16 protein-coding genes are annotated in these 16,618 nt (G+C 65.1%); 4 read left to right on the forward strand and 12 right to left on the reverse strand.

The window, feature by feature from the left end:
- From QCE83_RS18080 to QCE83_RS18100, 5 genes are all read right to left on the reverse strand, one after another.
- On the reverse strand, nucleotides 1-1,041 hold the full coding sequence (locus QCE83_RS18080) for an alpha-hydroxy acid oxidase (RefSeq protein ID WP_309813689.1): 1,041 nt from the start codon (nucleotides 1,039-1,041) through the stop codon (nucleotides 1-3).
- On the reverse strand, nucleotides 1,038-2,585 hold the full coding sequence (locus QCE83_RS18085) for an amino acid ABC transporter permease/ATP-binding protein (protein ID WP_309813690.1): 1,548 nt from the start codon (nucleotides 2,583-2,585) through the stop codon (nucleotides 1,038-1,040). Before QCE83_RS18085 ends, QCE83_RS18080 begins: the two co-directional genes overlap by 4 nt.
- A gap of 78 nt (nucleotides 2,586-2,663) precedes the next feature.
- Nucleotides 2,664-3,548, reverse strand: coding sequence for a transporter substrate-binding domain-containing protein (locus QCE83_RS18090; protein WP_309813692.1), 885 nt, complete (start codon nucleotides 3,546-3,548; stop codon nucleotides 2,664-2,666).
- A gap of 2 nt (nucleotides 3,549-3,550) precedes the next feature.
- Nucleotides 3,551-4,660 carry a hypothetical protein gene (locus tag QCE83_RS18095; protein WP_309813695.1) on the reverse strand — a complete coding sequence of 370 codons (1,110 nt, stop codon included), beginning with the start codon at nucleotides 4,658-4,660 and terminating at the stop codon, nucleotides 3,551-3,553.
- Nucleotides 4,661-4,726: 66 nt separating this feature from the next.
- Nucleotides 4,727-5,872 carry a porin gene (locus QCE83_RS18100; RefSeq protein WP_309813698.1) on the reverse strand — a complete coding sequence of 382 codons (1,146 nt, stop codon included), beginning with the start codon at nucleotides 5,870-5,872 and terminating at the stop codon, nucleotides 4,727-4,729.
- Nucleotides 5,873-6,100: 228 nt separating this feature from the next.
- Between QCE83_RS18100 and QCE83_RS18105 the strand changes: the two genes are divergently transcribed.
- Nucleotides 6,101-7,030, forward strand: coding sequence for a glyoxylate/hydroxypyruvate reductase A (locus QCE83_RS18105; RefSeq protein WP_309813700.1), 930 nt, complete (start codon nucleotides 6,101-6,103; stop codon nucleotides 7,028-7,030).
- A 5-nt stretch (nucleotides 7,031-7,035) separates the two neighbouring features.
- Here the strand turns inward: QCE83_RS18105 and QCE83_RS18110 are convergent, their stop codons facing one another.
- Nucleotides 7,036-7,800 carry an alpha/beta hydrolase gene (locus QCE83_RS18110; protein WP_309813704.1) on the reverse strand — a complete coding sequence of 255 codons (765 nt, stop codon included), beginning with the start codon at nucleotides 7,798-7,800 and terminating at the stop codon, nucleotides 7,036-7,038.
- A gap of 197 nt (nucleotides 7,801-7,997) precedes the next feature.
- Between QCE83_RS18110 and QCE83_RS18115 the strand changes: the two genes are divergently transcribed.
- Together QCE83_RS18115 and QCE83_RS18120 are read left to right on the forward strand one after the other, a co-directional pair.
- Nucleotides 7,998-8,822, forward strand: coding sequence for an aspartate dehydrogenase (locus QCE83_RS18115; protein WP_309813706.1), 825 nt, complete (start codon nucleotides 7,998-8,000; stop codon nucleotides 8,820-8,822).
- 25 nt (nucleotides 8,823-8,847) lie between these two features.
- Nucleotides 8,848-9,795 (forward strand): VOC family protein, encoded by a 948-nt coding sequence (locus QCE83_RS18120; protein ID WP_309813708.1) that lies wholly within the window; start codon nucleotides 8,848-8,850, stop codon nucleotides 9,793-9,795.
- An 8-nt stretch (nucleotides 9,796-9,803) separates the two neighbouring features.
- Here the strand turns inward: QCE83_RS18120 and QCE83_RS18125 are convergent, their stop codons facing one another.
- A complete protein-coding gene (locus QCE83_RS18125; RefSeq protein WP_309813711.1) occupies nucleotides 9,804-10,796 on the reverse strand; it encodes a LysR substrate-binding domain-containing protein in 993 nt (330 codons plus the stop codon).
- A 193-nt stretch (nucleotides 10,797-10,989) separates the two neighbouring features.
- Between QCE83_RS18125 and QCE83_RS18130 the strand changes: the two genes are divergently transcribed.
- Nucleotides 10,990-11,610 carry an NAD(P)-binding domain-containing protein gene (locus QCE83_RS18130; RefSeq protein ID WP_309813713.1) on the forward strand — a complete coding sequence of 207 codons (621 nt, stop codon included), beginning with the start codon at nucleotides 10,990-10,992 and terminating at the stop codon, nucleotides 11,608-11,610.
- 61 nt (nucleotides 11,611-11,671) lie between these two features.
- Here QCE83_RS18130 and QCE83_RS18135 read toward each other — a convergent pair whose 3' ends face one another.
- The 5 genes from QCE83_RS18135 to ygiD form a co-directional block, all read right to left on the reverse strand.
- Nucleotides 11,672-12,631: a helix-turn-helix domain-containing protein gene (locus QCE83_RS18135; protein WP_309813715.1), complete on the reverse strand. Its 960-nt coding sequence runs from the start codon at nucleotides 12,629-12,631 to the stop codon at nucleotides 11,672-11,674.
- A 162-nt stretch (nucleotides 12,632-12,793) separates the two neighbouring features.
- Complete coding sequence (locus tag QCE83_RS18140) at nucleotides 12,794-13,717, reverse strand: LysR family transcriptional regulator (RefSeq protein ID WP_309813718.1); 924 nt, start codon at nucleotides 13,715-13,717, stop codon at nucleotides 12,794-12,796.
- Entirely contained in the window at nucleotides 13,714-14,793 is a 1,080-nt protein-coding gene (locus QCE83_RS18145; protein WP_309813720.1) for an acetamidase/formamidase family protein, read from the reverse strand. Before QCE83_RS18145 ends, QCE83_RS18140 begins: the two co-directional genes overlap by 4 nt.
- 18 nt (nucleotides 14,794-14,811) lie before the next feature.
- Entirely contained in the window at nucleotides 14,812-15,801 is a 990-nt protein-coding gene (locus QCE83_RS18150) for a PDR/VanB family oxidoreductase (protein ID WP_309813722.1), read from the reverse strand.
- Nucleotides 15,798-16,616, reverse strand: coding sequence for a 4,5-DOPA dioxygenase extradiol (ygiD, locus tag QCE83_RS18155; protein WP_309813725.1), 819 nt, complete (start codon nucleotides 16,614-16,616; stop codon nucleotides 15,798-15,800). The genes QCE83_RS18150 and ygiD overlap by 4 nt, the downstream gene beginning before the upstream one ends.
- Nucleotides 16,617-16,618 lie beyond the last annotated feature (2 nt).

The following is a 16,618-nucleotide window of genomic DNA, read 5'->3' on the forward strand; positions in this document are numbered from 1 at the left end:
TCAGTCCATTCGAATGAGTTGATCGCGTGCGATAGCGCCGGGCGACGCCGCCCCCATCCACGCGCAAATGGCCTGCACCTCGCCGATGAGACCGCGCAGCAGCGCGTGCACCGCCTCTTCGCCGCCCGCCGCGAGCGCATGCACGACCGGCCGCACGATGACCGAGAGATGCGCGCCGAGCACGCGCGCGGCGATGATATCGGCGGCCTGGCGGATCCCGCCATCGACGAGCAGCGCCATGCCCTCGTCAAGCACCTCGCCGATGCCTTCGAGCTGCGCCGCCACCGGCGCCCAGCGGTACGACTGGCGCACGCCGATGTTCGACACCATCACGCCGTCGCAACCCGCGGCCTGGGCGGCACGCGCATCGTCGGCATGCATGACGCCCTTGAGCACGAGCCGCATGCCGAGCGCATGCACGGCAGTCAGCAGTTCGCGCATTTCGCTCGAGCCCCACGACGGAAAAGCCGGCAGTTTCGCTACGCCCTCGCTCGCGCCAATGGTCGCCCAGCCGCGTTGCGCGACCTGCGCGGCGACATCGACGCCGCCCGGATGCAGCCCCGGCACCGGATGCACTGGCGCGAGCACCGTCAGCACGATGCCCCGGCAGCCCGCCTGCGCCGCCTCCTGCGTCAGACGGATCGCACGTTCGAGCGGTCCCGCAGCACGCAGTTGCAGCCAGCAATCGGCACGCGTCAGGGTGATCTGGCCGAGCGGCGTCACCGCTTCTTCCGATACCACGAGCGGCAGGCCAAGCGTCGCGCAGACACGCGCAATGGCGGTCACGCCCTGTTCGCCAAACAGGCGATCCGCCGCGAACGCGCCTACGCCGATCGGCGCGGCATAATCTTGACCGAACAGCCGGCAGGTGACATCGACATGATCGTGACCTTGCAACACGCGCGGCACCAGCCGGTAACGCGACCACGCGAGTTCGTTGGGATCGGTATCGTCGGGACGCATGTCATGCGGACGGCCCACGAGATAGCCGTAGAGCTCCGCGCCCAGTGCGGCGCGCGAGGCATCGCGAAAGTCTTTCATCGCGTGGCCTCGAGCATGGCCGGGGGCAACGGCTTCGCATCGGCGGCATCATCTTCCGGATGACGCAGGAACGCTGCGAATTCCGGCGTCTTCGGCGCACGCAGGATATCGGGCGTGCCTTGTTCGATGATTCGTCCGTCGTGCAGGAACACGATGCGGTCCGCGACGCTCGCCGCGAAATCGATATCGTGCGTCGAGAGCAGCATCGTGATGCCGGTGCGCGCGAGACGCCGGATGGTTTCATCGACCTCGCCGACGAGTTCGGGATCGAGCGCGGACGTGGGCTCGTCGAAGAGAATCACGCGCGGATCGCTCGCCAGTGCGCGCGCGATGCCCACGCGCTGTTGCTGCCCGCCCGACAACTCGTGCGGCATGTGTCCCGCGAAGTCCTTCAGGCCGACCTTCAACAGCGCGATGCGCGCTCTGCGCGAGGCCTCGATACGCGGCACGTGCTGCACGCGCACGGGAATCGACGCGGCGTTATCGAGCGCGCTCAGATGATCAAACAACGCGAAGTTCTGGAATACCATGCCGATGCGCGCATCGGCACGCCCTTTCGCCAGACGTCGGCGGGGCATGGGCGATCCTGTCGCAGTCGAGGTCAGCGAACGGCCTTCGATGCGGATGCTGCCCGCTTCGAGCGGATTGAGCGCGAGGATGGTCTTGAGCAAGGTGCTCTTGCCCGATCCCGACTTGCCGAGCAACGCGACCACTTCACCCGGCGCCACCGACAGCGACACATCCTTCAACACCTGCTTGCTGCCGTAACTGACGCGGACCTTGTCGATCTCGAGTTGCGGCATGGTCGGATCGCCCTTCGCCTCGACCGGCGCCATGCGCGCGACGGGACCCGGATCCTCGAGACCATGCTCCGCATGCGTACCTCGACGCACGCGGCGCCCCGTTCCGACATTGCGCTCGCACCAGTTCTGAATCGCCGCGATCACCGCTGAAAGCACGATATACATCACACCCGACGCGAGCAGCACGGGCAGGAACTCGAAGTTCTGCGAGACGATGGTCTGGCTGCGCAAGGTCAGTTCGCTGACGCCGACGACCGAGGCCAGCGACGTCGACTTGAGCAGGCCCACCGCTTCGTTGCCGAGCGCCGGAATGATCGCGCGCAGGCCTTGCGGCACGACGACATACCCGAGTTCGGTCAATGCGGAGAACCCGAACGCCTGCGCCGCGACACGCTGATCGCGGTTCACCGAGCGAATGCCGCCGCGAATGATCTCCGCGCAGAACGCGGTCTCGTTGATGGTCAGCGCCAGCAGCGCGCTCACGAAGGGCGCCAGCGTAATGCCGGCCTGCGGCAGCACGTTGAACAGCAGGATCAGTTGCAGCAGCTGCGGCGTGCCGCGTATCACGTAGATGTAGGCGCGCACCGGATAGCGCAGCCAGAACCAGCGCGCATCGGCGGCGAGCGCGAGCAGGAAGCCGATCACGAGCCCGCCTGCCAGCGCGCCGAACAACAGTCCAAGCGCGGTGATGCAGCCTTGCAGCAGATAAGGGAAAGTCAGGTAATGCAGAAAGTTTTGCATGTCGGGCACGCTTCGTTCACGTCGAAAACAACCAGCGGTGCGGACGCCTTCCGGACCGCGAAGGCATCCGCTGCGCCATTACTCCGCGTCGGCGGCCGTGCGCTGGGACGCTGCATCTTGTCCCCACTTGTCGAGCAGCGACTTCTCGATGCCCTTGTCCTGGATCACCTTCATCGAGGCCAGCACGGCGCCGCGCAGCGTCGTGTTCTCCTTGGCGATCGGGAAGCCATTGAGAATCGGCAGGTCGACGGTGAAGCCGCTTTCCAGCCCCGGCACCGATGCCGCCAGCGCCTTCGCATCCGAATGCGCCGTGAGATAGATGTCCGCGCGGCCGCTCACCACGGCCTGCACGCTCGCGTCGGTCGCTTGCAGAAGCAGCAGGTTCACGTCCGGCTTGTTCGCGGCCTTGCACTTTTCGGTGGCCTGCGGCACGAGCGTTACCGCTTCATACGTGCCTGCCGCGGCCGCGACGGTCGCGCCGCACAAGGTGTCGAGGGATGTCAGCTTCTTCGGATTGCCCTTCTTGATGACCGATCCGTCGATCACCGCGAACGACGACACGAACGCAACCTGCTTGCGGCGGACCTCGGTGACATAGAGATTCGGGCCCATGTCGAAGCGCTTGCCGGTGATGCCCGTCAGCAGCACGTTGAAGGCCACGTTCTGGAATTCGTGCGTGTAGCCGAGGCACGCGCCCATATACGCGATCAGATCGGGGTCGAGTCCTTCGATCTTCGACGGATCATCCTTCGCGGGCGCTTCGAAGCCGGCCGTGTAGCCGCCCAGACCAACCTTCAGATGCTGGCCGACGAGCGTCGGATACTGCTTGCGCAGCGCAACGCATTCGGCGCTCTTGCCGAATGCTTCATAGGTCGGCAGGCTGGCCGCATGGGCCGGCGCGGAAGAAAGCGCGAAGCACGCGGACGCCAGGGATGCCACAGTCATGAATACGGGACGAAACATGCTTACTCCGGATTGAATGAGTCGATGAGGTGACGTGTCGGCCACAACGTATCGCCGTGGACGATCGCCATGACACGCGGCTTGAAAGACGCGGCACTGAACGGATCGCGTTCGGCATCGATGCCGCGCATGACGCCGCCGTGCGGTGAATCGGTTGAGACGAGGGCGACGGCCCAGTCGGTCGGGTCCTGGCCGAAGAGCATTGCCGGACGGCTCGATGCACGGCCGAGCACCGCATGAGCGGGAACGCCCAGCGACTCGGCCAGCGTCAGCAGCGCGGGCAGGAAGTGATGTTGCGATTGCAGTCCCGGACCCGTGGTCGAGCCGTGCGCGACGTGATCGGTGGCGATCAGATCGATCTCGTCGAAGCGGGCAAGCAGCGAATTGCGCGTGGTGTCTTCGGAAACCGGCGGACGCACGATCAGCGACGCGCGCCGCGAAGCGTCCACCGGCAGCAGATACTGCGGCGAACTCGCGACCCAGCGGGACACGTCGAGCGCGGCATCGGCGTGCATGGCGTCGAGATCGGCTGTGCTGGCGGCGTGACGGAACACGACCGCGGACTGCCGCTCCACGGCCTGCGCCAGCACCGCACGAGGGTCGGCGGTAAAGACGACCGGCAGCCAGCCCGCATCCCACACGGCGTCGAGATTGCGCTGGAAGTGCGGCTCGCGTCCATACAGCTTGCAGGCGCGCAACAGCGTGCCGTCTTCCGTCGGCGCATGCAGTGCGAAGTCCGCGAACCATGCGGCAAAGCCCGCGGTATCGTGATCCGGCATGACCGACAGCAGCAGACGCACGCGCGGCATCACGCTGTCCTTCGCCATGCGCAGCAGCGCCGCCGCATCTTCGCGATCCGCCATGCGCTGCCAGCCGATGCTCGCATTCAGCCGCGCCACCCCGCCCACCAGCGCAATGTCGCGGTCGTTCTCGTCGAGACGGGCATCGCGCAACGAGAGCAACGTATCGGCGTCGTACAGCGCCGGATGCAACTGCCAGCGCGCGGCATCCAGCGTCCGCAGGTTCGCCGGCAATGTGCGCGGCACACGAAACACGCGCCGCGCGCCGAGCAGACCGGCGCTGTCGTTCAGATTTTCGAGGACAAGCTGCATGCTGATTCTGAAGCCTTCAAAGTCCAATTAGACCAAGCCAAATTTCGGCTTACCCGTGATCAAAAATCAGAACTTGTGGCGGATGCCGACTACGCCCAGCATCTGCTTGCCGTTCGACGATGCATTGTTGTAGTCACCCACGTTCGCGGTGGCGGCAACCACCGACGTGCCGTCGGCGGACAGCGTGGAGCCGTTTGCCTTGGTGTAGCCGGCAATTGCATAGACGTCGGTGCGCTTCGAGAGGAAGTAATCGACGCCAGCCGATACCTGGTTGTAGTTCGCGGACTGCGCGCCGCTGGCCTTCGTGTAGCCGTAGTTGACGGCGGCCATCAGCGCCGGCGTGAACTGGTAGGCCACATAGCCGCTGACCACGTTGAATTTCTCGGTGTCGTTGAAGACGGCGGTCTGCGTGTAGGTCTTGTATTGCGAGTTCGAATAGCGCGCGCCGACCGTGAACTTGTTGAACGCGTACGAAATGGCCGCATGCGCCGTCTGGAACGAACCGGGCGCAACTCCGTAGCCCGCGGTGACGAGGCTGCCGTCGTTGATGAAGCCGCCCGACGATGCATTCGCGAGCGTGTCATTCTTCGTGTACAGGTAACCGCCCGCGATATTCAGGCCGCCGTTGCTCCAGGCAAGCGCGGCGCCGATCGAATTGCCGCTGGAGATGCTGCCCGCCGTGCCGCCCAAGCCGTACATGGCTTCGAACGTGAAGCCCGCAAGCGTCGGGCTCGTGTACTTGACCGAGTTGTTGACGCGAATGCTGTTGTCGTTGTTGTCGGCGTCGCCCGGCGTGGTGAAGAACGCGCCGAACACGCCGTCGCCGGTGATGCCCTGCACGAGGTCCACGGTCGGATCGTATTGACGTCCGAGCGTGATGGACCCGAGGCGCGCATCCGTCAGACCGACATAGGCCTTGCGGCCGAACATGCGACCGCCCTGTCCGAGCTTGCCGGTGGAGAGATCGTAGCCGTTCTCGAGGTTGAACACCGCCTTCAGGCCGCTGCCCAGGTCTTCCTCGCCGCGCAGGCCGAAGCGGCTGCCCGACATGGTGCCGCTCGCCGCCGCCCATTGCGCGCCGCCGCCGACGTTGTTGCCATAGGTGATGCCTTCATCGGCCACGCCGTACAAGGTGACGGTGCTCTGCGCAAACGCCTGCGACGAAGCGGTGGCCAGCAGTGAAGCGAACAGCGGCAGTGCGAGACGGTTCATGTTTTCGTTCCTTGTGAATGCGCTTTCGATGGGCATGTGGGTTAAGTCGAGGCCATCATAGGAAGGCGAAAAAATGACAACAAACGAGATTTTCGCGAGCATTCGATGAGTTGAGGTCATGCGTCGAGGCATGACCTCAACTCATGCGCGGCGGCAAATTTATTCGTTTGATATCCGTATCAGCAGGCTCTATCGTGCGAGGTTTTCATCGACGAACAGGGCTCATTCATGGATATCCTGGTGGCAATCGGCACGCCGCAGGCTGCGCGCTGGATGCAGGCGATACGGAGCGTTCTGCCCGATGCGAACGTGCGCGAATGGACCGACGGCGATGCCGGCCCTGCTGACTACGCGCTCGTCTGGAAGTGCAGCGCAGAGGCATTGCGGCCGCGTGCCGGTCTCAAAGGCGTCTTCAATCTGGGCGCGGGCGTGGATGCGCTGCTTGCCATGCTCGACGGATCGCCTGTCGATGCGCCGATCTATCGCCTCGAAGATGCCGGCATGGCGCAGCAAATGGCGGATTACGCGCGTTATGGCGTGCTGCATCACATGCGGCGCTTCGAGGCGTACCGGCAGCAGGCGGCGCGGGGCGAATGGCGGCCGCTGGAGGCGATGCATCGGCGGGACATGCGTGTCGGCGTACTGGGACTCGGAAGCCTGGGCGAGCACGTGGCGCGCACGCTGGCGTCGGACGGGTTCATCGTGCGCGGCTATAGCCGCTCGAATAAAACCATCGATGCGGTCGAAACGTTTGCCTCAAGTGATGGAATCGATGCCTTTATCGATGGCCTTCACGTGCTCATCAATCTGCTGCCCGCCACGGCCGATACGCAGGGCATCATCAATCGCCGGACGCTGGCGCGTCTCGCGGATCACGCCTGCGTCATCAATCTCGCACGCGGCGTCCATGTGAACGAAGACGATCTGCTCGAAGCCCTCGACGCGGGCAGGCTCGCCTTCGCGATGCTCGACGTATTCGCACACGAGCCGCTCGATGCGGCGCATCCGTTCTGGCGGCATCCGCGCGTGATGGTCACGCCGCACATTTCCGCCGCGACCCTGATCGACGATTCCGCCCGGCAGGTCGCGGGCAAAATCATCGCGCTCGAAGCGGGACGTGACGTGTCGGGTCGTGTCGATCCGTCACGCGGCTACTGACGCGATCACGGCTGCGCTTGCAGCCATGCGAAGACCTGCTCGTTGAACACGTGCGGGGCTTCGAAATACGCGGAATGACCGGCGGCATCGATTTCCAGAAAATCGGCGTGCGTCATCGTGCGCTGCGCCGCTTCGATTTCCCGCGGGGGAAACAGGACTTCCTCGCTGCCCGCCACGAACAACACCGGCACCTTGCACGCATCGAGTTCGGCGAGCGAGGTCATCGGCTGGACGCCGCGCAGGGTGCGTACATTGGTGTCGTTGAAGCTCGCGAGCGCCGTGTAGAGATACGATTGCGCAGGCTGCGCCCGCATGAACGTAGGCCCGAGCACGCGTTCGAGTTGCGACAGATTCGCGGTGCGTGCAGCAATGGCCTGCATGCGCGCGGCGAGTTCATCGGGCAGCGTCAGGCCGACGAGCGTGTCGGCGAGCACCAGCGCGCGCACGCGTTCGGGATGGCGGACGGTGAAAGGCACGGCCGCACCGCCGCCCATCGACTGGGCAATCAGCGCAACACGCGGGAGTTGCAGATGATCCAGCAACGCTTCCAGATCGTCGGCGAAGGCCGCGCGTCCGAGCCCTTCCACGTCGCTCGAATTGCCGAAGCCACGCGCGTCGAACGTGATGACCTGTCCCTTGTCGCGCCACGCGACCACCTGATGAAACCAGCTTGCATGATTGCCGCCCACGCCATGCAGCAGCACGAGCGGTGCGCCCTCGCCATGGGTTTCGTAATAGAGGCGGCTCGCGCCACGATCGAGATACGGCATCGGCAGATCCTTCTGCAGCGGTAAAGACCCATTATCGCGAGCCAAAAACGCGCCCGGCAAACGACTTTTGTTGCGCCCTTCGATGAGATCCGATCATGGCGACGCATGACGAGACCTCATCCGTGCGCGCAGAAAATCTCGTTTGTTGCGGGGTTTTGGCGCCCCTAAGATGCGTCCATACCCTGGAGAGACATAGCATGAATCAAAAGCAGGACAAGCAAGCGCTGCGTGTCGGGATTGCCGGCCTCGGCACGGTGGGCAAGTCGATTGCCAAGGCGATCGACGCCGGCATCGACGGTCTCGAACTCGCTGCCGTCAGCGTACGCGATGCATCGACCGCCAGCGCCTGGCTCGCGGGACTGAGCCATACGCCGCGCATCGTCTCGTTCGACGAGATGCCGCTCTACGCCGATGTCGTCATCGAATGCGCGCCTTCGCAGCTGTTGCCGAAGATCGCCGAACCCATGCTGCGCGCGGGCAAGACCGTGGTGCCGCTGAGCGTCGGCGCCTTGCTCGATCACATGGAACTCGTCGACCTTGCCCGCGAGAACGGCGGCCAGATCAGCGTGCCGACTGGCGCCCTGCTCGGCCTCGACGCCGTGACCGCTGCGGCGAAAGGCAAGATCCACTCGGCGCGCATGGTCACGCGCAAGCCGGTGACCGGTCTGCTCGGCGCGCCGTTCCTCGAAGAGAACAACATCCGCATCGACGATATCAAGTCGCCCATGCGTATCTTCTCGGGCACGCCGCGTGACGCGGCCAAAGGCTTCCCCGCGAATCTGAACGTGTCCGTGGCGCTGTCGCTCGCGGGCATCGGTCCGGACGACACGCAACTGGAAATCTGGGCCGACCCCGCACTGACGCGCAATACGCACACTATCGAAATTGACTCGGACTCGGCGCGCTTTACGATGACGATCGAAAACATTCCGAGCTCGAATCCGAAGACGGGACTCATCACCGCGTTGAGCGTCATCGCGCTGCTCGAAAAGATGCGCGCGCCGCTGCGCGTGGGCACCTGATGCACTCAATATAAAGGACCTGACCATGACTTCACGCTTCTTTGCCCCGCGCCGGCTCGCCCATGCCAACGTGTTCGTGGGCGACTACCAGCGCGCCAGCGACTATTACCGCGATATCTTCGGTTTCGAAGAGGTCTACAACCAGCCGGACAACAAGGCGAGTTTCATCAGCAACGGCAACACCTATCACGACTTTGCGCTGGTCGATATCGGCAGCCGCTACGCGAAGCCGGGGCAGCAGCCGGGACTGAATCACGTTGCCTTCGAAGTGGAGAGCGAAGCGGCGCTCGTGCAAGGTTATCGCGCGGCGGTGGCCGCGGGCGTGCTGTATCGCTCGACGGAAGACCACGACGTCGCGCACTCGCTCTATCAGAAAGACCCGGACGGCAACGAAGTCGAGATCTATGCGGACGTCGTGGAGGACTGGCGTTCGGCACGCAAGGGCTCGTTCAGCAAGAAAAAGCCGAAGTGGGTGCCGGGCGAAACCAATGTACCGGTTGCCGAACAACTCTTCCCCGTCGATCCCGAGATTCGCGTGATCGACGCCGCGCTCGTCCATGGCCGCCGCGTGTCGCACGTTGCGTTGATCGCGCAGGACTTCGGGGCCATGTTCGATTTCTATACGAACATCGTCGGGCTGAACGCGCTTGCCGGCGGACGCGATCAACCCTTCGCGCTGCTTGCGGGCACGCATAGCATGGGCGACATCGCGCTGTATCGGAACGATGTCGAATCGCACATGCCGATGCATCACATCGGCGTGGAAGTCAGCTCCGAAGCGGATCTGGACGCGGCGATCGAAGGCATCGAGCGTTCGGGCGGCAAACTGATCGCCGCGCACGAGCACGCCGCGCGCCGCGTGGTGTTCGTGCACGATCCGGATGGCCTGCCCATCCAGCTCTACGTGAACCGCGACTGGACCGTGGATACGATCCGCAGCATCGACGCCAGGCTCGCGCCGTTCCTCATCTGATGTAGATCCTAGAGACCGGCTTCGCTCAAGTCGGTCTCCTTCAGCGCCCGCTCTTCGTCGCGCTGCGCGAACAGCCAGTCGCGAAACGCACGCACTGTCGCGGAATCGGCCTGGTGGTCTCGGCACAGGATGTGATACGCGCCCGCGCTTTCATGCTCCAGCGCCAGCGGCACGACAAGACGGCCTGCCTGGATATCCGGCGCCGCCAGCATGCGCGGCACGAGCGCCACGCCGCGCCCCGCCAGCGCCGCATCCAGCACCATGAAGAAGTGCCCGTAAGCCTGGTTGTGCGCGGCGATATCGTATTCGACGCCGCTCGCGCGGAACCAGTCGGGCCAGGCGTGCACGCGCGTCGCCATGTGCAGCAGCGGCAATTGCAGCAGTTCGCGCGCTTCCTGCACTTGCGGCATGCCTTCCATCAGCTCGGGGCTGCACACCGGCACCAGCACATCCGGCATCAGGCGATACGCCCGCACATTGCTCCAGTCATCCGCCATTTGCAGGCTGATGCGCGGACGCGTCTCGGCATCGGGATCCGGATCGCTGTCGGGAATGACGCCGACGCGAATGGCGACATCCAGATCCTCGCGCCAGAAATTGACAGGCCGTATGGACGTGATGAGCCTCACCTCGATATCCGGATGCTCGGTTGCGAAGTGCGGCAGGCGCGGAATGAGCCAGCGCATCGCGAACGTCGGAAGCACGTTGACGTTGAGGATGCGATGACGGTCGCGGTTCACGAGCCGCAGTGTGGCCTGCTCGATGCGGTCGAACGCGTCGCGCACCACGGGCAGGTAATCGCGCCCGTGCTCGGTCAGTTCGATGGTCCGCGTCAGCCGCCTGAACAAGGGCACGCCGAAGGACTCTTCGAGCAGCTTGATCTGCCGGCTGATGGCGCCCTGCGTCACGAAAAGCTCTTCCGCCGCGCGGCTGAAGTTGAGATGCCGCGCCGCCGCTTCGAAGGCGCGCAAGGCGTTCATGCTGGGCAGACGGCGGGACATGGATTCCTCGGCTTCAGTTGCACATGCAAAAGAAGTCATTATTCCGCGCCAAAAATCGTTTCAAAAATCCTCGGCGCATGAGCTGACGCAATGAAGCACCGATCCGGTCGACACTTTGTCAACGCTTTCGATATTTATCGCAGCCCCCGCTTTCCGTACGATCTTCATCACTCAACTCAACCTGGGAAAGACAATGAAGATCACGGTAGTCGGATACGGCAACGTCGGCGCGGCCATGGTGAAGCAGCTCGAGGCAGCCGGTCACGACGTGCAGGTCACGGGCCGCAAGCTGGAAGGCGCAGAGAAAGTCGCGCAGCAATCCGGCGCAACGAGCGCATCGCTGGCAGCGGCGGCAAAGGATGCAGAACTGGTCGTGCTCGCGGTGCCGTATGGCAATGCCGCGGCCGCGCTCGCCGAACTCGGTCCGCTCGATGGCAAAGTGCTCGTCGACGTCACCAATCCCCTCACCGACGACTACATGGGCCTGACCATCGGCCACAGCACGTCGGCGGCCGAAGAAATCGCGAAGCTCACCGGCGCGTCCGTCGTGAAGGCGTTCAACACGCTCTTCGCGCAAGTGCTCGACGGCGGCGCGGCGTATCCGTCGCAGGCGGCCTCGGTGTTCGTCGCGAGCGACGACGCCGGCGCGAAACAAAAGGTCGCGGCCGCGGCGGAATCGATGGGCTTCGATGTCATCGACGCAGGCGGCCTGAAGAACGCTCGCTACCTGGAAGCGGTCGCCGGCCTGAACATCTATCTCGGTTACGGCGCGGGACTCGGCGTGCAGATTGCGCCGACGTGGATCAAGCGCTGAGCGGATCCATCACGCCATTGCAGCACGGAAGACCGCTCTCGAAGCGGTCTTTTTCATTGCATCATTCCTGCTCGCCCATGCCGCCCGCCTTGCGGCATTCGCGCGGCGTCATCGCGAACTTCGCACGGAACGTGCGGCTGAAGTGGGCGGCATCGTTGAAGCCCCAGCGAAAGCAGATCTCCGATACCGACAGGTTACGATGCGCCGCGCTGCTCAGTTCCTGCCGGCAGCGTTCCAGCCGACGGTCCCGCACATAGCCGGTGAAGCTCATCCGCGCTTCCTCGAACAGCTTCTGCACATAACGCGACGAGACGCGCTGCTGGTCCGCAACCGCGTTGATGGACAGTTCGGCGTCGGCCAGTTGCTGGTCGATCGACTGGCAAATGCGCAGGAAGTGCTCCGAGCGCTTGCGGTCGCCGAGTGCGTGCATTGCATGATGTCTTGCGAGACTCGCGATCATGAACTCCGACAAGGCCACTTCGATCGGGTGAATGTCCTCCGCGTTCAATTCCTCGAGTTCGTCGCCGACGGCACGCAGCATGGCGCCCAGCACGCGCGTCAGGCTCGCGTTGCCGGGCAGCACGCCGCACGTCAGGCGGCGCGGATCGACCAGTCCGGGATGCAGCAGCGTGGTCGGCACGCGCACGTACAACAGGCCGAAGTCCGCGCAAAGTTCCAGGGTCGAATCGCGTCCGCAGGGACCGTACAGCATGTCGCCGCGCGCCACTTCGATCCGCTCGCCGGATTCGAGAAACATCGACCGCCCTTCGAGCAGCAGCGCGATCCATAGCGCCGGCTGCTGGTCGCGGAAGCTGCCCGAGATGGTCATCGGCGTGGCCCGCATGCGCGAGAACTCGATGCCCGTGGGCGACACCACGCCATGCACGTCGCCTTCGAACGCGTCGTGCAGCGGCTCGGCGTCGTGCGGCAGACAGGCCGCGTTCATCGCATCGCGCCAGATTTGCGGGCGCAGTTCCGTCGATGTCGATTGCGTCGAAAAGTGCCAGGACCTCAGCGGCATAGCCTGCTCCACCCTACATTGATATCCGTCGAGGCATGCAAGTCCCGCACCATGTCGAGGGGCCGCCACAAGGCCCTGTTCCACGCGCTTCTGCCCCGCCATCGACTGTGCGCGTGTCGAGCCTGGTGCATGCTGCACCGTCCTGACGTTCAGGCGCGACGTTCAGCCGCAACGTTCAGGCATGGCGGCCCAGCGCGCGTCGCGCCATTGTTCGGCGAGATAGTCCACCGTCACGCGCGTCTTGGCGGGCAATTGCGCGCGGCTCGGATAGACCGCGTAGATGCCGATGGGCGGCGGCGTGAAGTCTTCGAGCACGGGTACCAGGCGTCCGCGCGCGAGACTGTCCATCACCAGGAACAGTGGTTGAAGCACCAGGCCGACGCCCGCTTCCGCGGCAGCCACACAGGTCTCACCGTTGTTGGCGCTCATGACCGGACGGGGCCGCCCGATCTGCTCGCGGCCCGTCGCGCCCTCGCGCAGCCGCCATTCATGGCGTTCACTGAAGTAGCCGTAAGCGACCGACTGATGCGCCGACAGATCCGCGGGCGTCAGCGGCATGCCGTGCCGTTCGAGATACGAAGGCGAGGCGCACATCACGAGCGGCGTGCTGGCCAGCCGTCTGTGCACGAGCGACGACTCCGCCGGCCGCGCGATGCGGATCGCCAGATCGAAGCCCTCCGCGACGATATCGACGAGCGCGTCGGACAAGCTGATGATCGGCCGCACCTCCGGCGCACGTGCGAGCAGACCTGCCCACAAGGGTGCGAGATGCGCAATGCCGAAACTGACCGGCGCGCTGATGCGCAACTCGCCGGACGCGCGCACGCGTTCTCCCTGCGCCGTGCGCTCCGCCGAGTCGAGCTGTTCGAGAATCTCGCGGCACGAGCGATAGTAGGCCTCGCCTGCCGCCGTCAGCGCGATCTTGCGCGTGGTCCGATGCAGCAGCCGCGCGCCGAGCCGCGTCTCCAGTTCCTGCACGGTCCGCGACATCAGCGCGCGCGAGACGCCACCCGCTTCCGCCGCCGCCGTGAAACCGCCGGCATCGACCACACTGACGAACGATTCGATCTCGCGCAGACGGTTCACTTCGTGCCGAGCTTCGGGAAAATGCCGCGCGGCAGGCGCACGTGCGCGCCGAGCGTGGCATCCACGACCTGCGTGATACCGACATCGCCCGCCACGCTCATCAGCGAATAGGCGTCGTTGCGCGACAGGCCGACGTGCTCTTCGAGCAGCAGCATCGTATCGAGCGAAGCATGGCGCAACGCGCGGTCGAGTTGCGGGTCGAAGCCATGCACGATCCAGCTGTCCGCCGTTTCGAGCAGCGGCGTCGGGAACGTGAAGTCGCGGCGCAGGATGATCTGCATCGTCACGTTCAATGACGACTCGATTGCCGTGCCGCTGATCTCGCCGTCGCCCTGCGAAACGTGCGGGTCGCCGATGGAGAACAGCGCACCGTCCACCTGCACCGGGTAATACATGGTCGCACCCGCACCGATGCGCCAGTTGTCGATGTTGCCGCCGTGACGGCCCGGCGGAATGGTGCTCACGCGCCCGTCGACGGCCGGCGCCACGCCCGCCGTGCCCAGATGCGGACGCGCCGGAATGCGCACGCCGTCGAGCGCGGGCTGACGGTCGCAGACGGGACAGTCGGTGATCGTGCCTGGCGTCAGATACTTGCCCTTGAACTCGTAGGCATACAGCGCCGAGGCGTGATTCGCGCCCTCGTCCAGTTCGTAGATCGTCACGCGTTCCTTCTCGCCCATCTCCTTGTAGAGGTAGCCCCAGTTGGCGGCGAGATTCGAGCCGTAGCGGCAGCGCGGCGTCATGTTCAGATAGCGCACTTCGAGCATGTCGCCGGGCTTCGCGCCTTCGACGTAGATCGGTCCCGTCATGATGTGGACGCCGGGATTGCGGTCGTCTTCGGGAATGGCGCGCCAGAGCGCGTGCAGCGCATCGTCCATCATCAGGTCGGGGGCATCGCCGGCGTGGTGCGTGACCGCCTCCGCGTAGATCAGGTCGCCGCTGCGCACCGTCAGCGCCGGAGCGAGCGACGCGTCGAAATAGCCCCAGTGAACGTTCTCGCGCGAGGCGCGCAAGGTGTGCAGCGCACCCGGTTCGATGCTGGCGCGCGCGGCGCCTCCGGTCGGAATGAATGCCATGGCAAAGCCCGTGAGAAGTTAGAGATCGAGGACGAGAAGCGCGGTCTTCGCGCGCGAGCAACATGGCGTGAAGAGCGTGCCGGAAGCCTGCTGTTCGGCGCTCAGAATCCAGTCGCGATGATCCGGCGTGCCGTGCAGCACGCCCGTGATGCAGGAGCCGCAGACGCCCTGTTCGCAGGACATCGGCACGTGTACGCCGGCGCCGGCGAGCGCCGCGCAGACGCTTTGCCCCACGGCGACGTGCACCCGCTGCCCCGTGGAGGACAGTTCGACGTCGAACGGCGCATCGGCCTGGCGGGCATCGTCCGGCACAGTAGGCGCCGGCGCCGAAAAGCGCTCGCAATGCAGATGGTCTTCCTGCCAGCCCAGCGCGCGAGCGGTATCGAGCACCGCGTCGATCATCGCCAACGGACCGCATACATAGAGATGGCGCCCCGGCTCGAAGCCTCCGACGATCGGCGCGAAGTCGTCGCACAGACCCAGATGGCGCGTGACATTGCCGTGCCACGGCGCCTGCGCAAGCTCGTCGCGGAACGCCTGGCGCTCAGGGGACGCAGCGAAGTCGTGCAGGTCGAAGCGCACGCCCGACGCATGCAGCGTCCATGCCATCGGGAGCATCGGCGTGATGCCGATTCCGCCCGATACCAGCAGCGCCGAACGCTGTGCCGCGTGCATCGGGAAATGATTGCGCGGCCCGAGCGCATCGAGGGTGTCGCCGGTCTTCAGGCGCTCGCACATGAAGCGTGAGCCGCCGCGCCCGTCGGCTTCGTGCTGTACGGCGATGCGATAACGCATGGGATCGGCGGGATCACCGCACAGCGAATACTGGCGCGCGAGACCATCGCAGTCGATCTCCAGATGCGCGCCCGCTTCGAACGGCGGCAGCGGCAGATAATCCGCGGCTTCCAGTTCGAATGCAACGATGTTCCGTGCGATGTCCTCGCGCTTCGTGACGTGCAGTTTCAGGCGCGCGTCGGCCTGCAGATGCGGCGCGTCGTGCATGTTCATGCCGCCTCCTTCAGCCCGGCGCGCGCGGGCTCGCCGAGGATGAAGCTCAGCATGCTCAGCGAGCCGTATTCGAGGAAGTCGGTGTGGAACGCCAGGCCGTCATCGGCATGACGGGCGCCGAGCGCGTACAGCACGGGCCAATAGTGATCCGGCGTCGGCACCGAGCGCGCTGAGGGCATGCCCGCCTTTTCATGATCGATGACGTCATCGGGCCGGTCTTCTTCAATGGCGCGCTGGATATGATCGTGGAACGTCTGCGCCCAGCCGTAGCCGGACGACGGCGTGGACCAGTCCATCGCCGGCAGGTTGTGAACGATGTTGCCGCTCGCCGCAATCAGCACGCCTTCGTCGCGCAAGGGCCGCAGCGCCCGGCCGATTTCGTAGTGCTGGCGCGCATCGGCATGACGGTCCATGCCCAGCTGCACGACCGGCACGTTCGCGTCCGGAAACGCCTTCACCAGCACGGACCATGTGCCATGGTCGAGGCCCCATTTCTCGTCGAGCGTGACCGGCAAGGGCGCGAGCAGCTCGGCCACGCGCGCGGCCAGCGCCGGGTCGCCGGGCGCGGGGTATTGCTGGGCGAACAGCGCGGGCGGAAACGCGCCGAAATCGTGGATGGTGCGCGGCTTCGGCATGGCGGTCACGGCCGTGCCGCGCGTGAGCCAGTGCGCCGAGATCATCAAAATGGCGCGCGGTGTCCCGGCTGCGGCGCCCATCGCGGCCCAGGCGCGCGTGGCGCGATTGTCGTCGAGGGCGTTCATCGGGCTGCCATGGCCAAAGAACATCACGGGCATGCGTCGGGTACTGGAAGACATGG

It is taken from the genome of Caballeronia sp. LZ034LL (genome assembly GCF_031451215.1).
Classification (GTDB): domain Bacteria; phylum Pseudomonadota; class Gammaproteobacteria; order Burkholderiales; family Burkholderiaceae; genus Caballeronia.

Coding starts and splice junctions, on each gene's coding strand:
- QCE83_RS18080 (WP_309813689.1), bottom strand. CDS start 1,041: ATGAAAGACTTTCGCGATGCCTCGCGCGCCGCACTGGGCGCGGAGCTC.
- QCE83_RS18085 (WP_309813690.1), bottom strand. CDS start 2,585: ATGCAAAACTTTCTGCATTACCTGACTTTCCCTTATCTGCTGCAAGGC.
- QCE83_RS18090 (WP_309813692.1), bottom strand. CDS start 3,548: ATGTTTCGTCCCGTATTCATGACTGTGGCATCCCTGGCGTCCGCGTGC.
- QCE83_RS18095 (WP_309813695.1), bottom strand. CDS start 4,660: ATGCAGCTTGTCCTCGAAAATCTGAACGACAGCGCCGGTCTGCTCGGC.
- QCE83_RS18100 (WP_309813698.1), bottom strand. CDS start 5,872: ATGAACCGTCTCGCACTGCCGCTGTTCGCTTCACTGCTGGCCACCGCT.
- QCE83_RS18105 (WP_309813700.1), top strand. CDS start 6,101: ATGGATATCCTGGTGGCAATCGGCACGCCGCAGGCTGCGCGCTGGATG.
- QCE83_RS18110 (WP_309813704.1), bottom strand. CDS start 7,800: ATGCCGTATCTCGATCGTGGCGCGAGCCGCCTCTATTACGAAACCCAT.
- QCE83_RS18115 (WP_309813706.1), top strand. CDS start 7,998: ATGAATCAAAAGCAGGACAAGCAAGCGCTGCGTGTCGGGATTGCCGGC.
- QCE83_RS18120 (WP_309813708.1), top strand. CDS start 8,848: ATGACTTCACGCTTCTTTGCCCCGCGCCGGCTCGCCCATGCCAACGTG.
- QCE83_RS18125 (WP_309813711.1), bottom strand. CDS start 10,796: ATGTCCCGCCGTCTGCCCAGCATGAACGCCTTGCGCGCCTTCGAAGCG.
- QCE83_RS18130 (WP_309813713.1), top strand. CDS start 10,990: ATGAAGATCACGGTAGTCGGATACGGCAACGTCGGCGCGGCCATGGTG.
- QCE83_RS18135 (WP_309813715.1), bottom strand. CDS start 12,631: ATGCCGCTGAGGTCCTGGCACTTTTCGACGCAATCGACATCGACGGAA.
- QCE83_RS18145 (WP_309813720.1), bottom strand. CDS start 14,793: ATGGCATTCATTCCGACCGGAGGCGCCGCGCGCGCCAGCATCGAACCG.
- QCE83_RS18150 (WP_309813722.1), bottom strand. CDS start 15,801: ATGAACATGCACGACGCGCCGCATCTGCAGGCCGACGCGCGCCTGAAA.
- ygiD (WP_309813725.1), bottom strand. CDS start 16,616: ATGTCTTCCAGTACCCGACGCATGCCCGTGATGTTCTTTGGCCATGGC.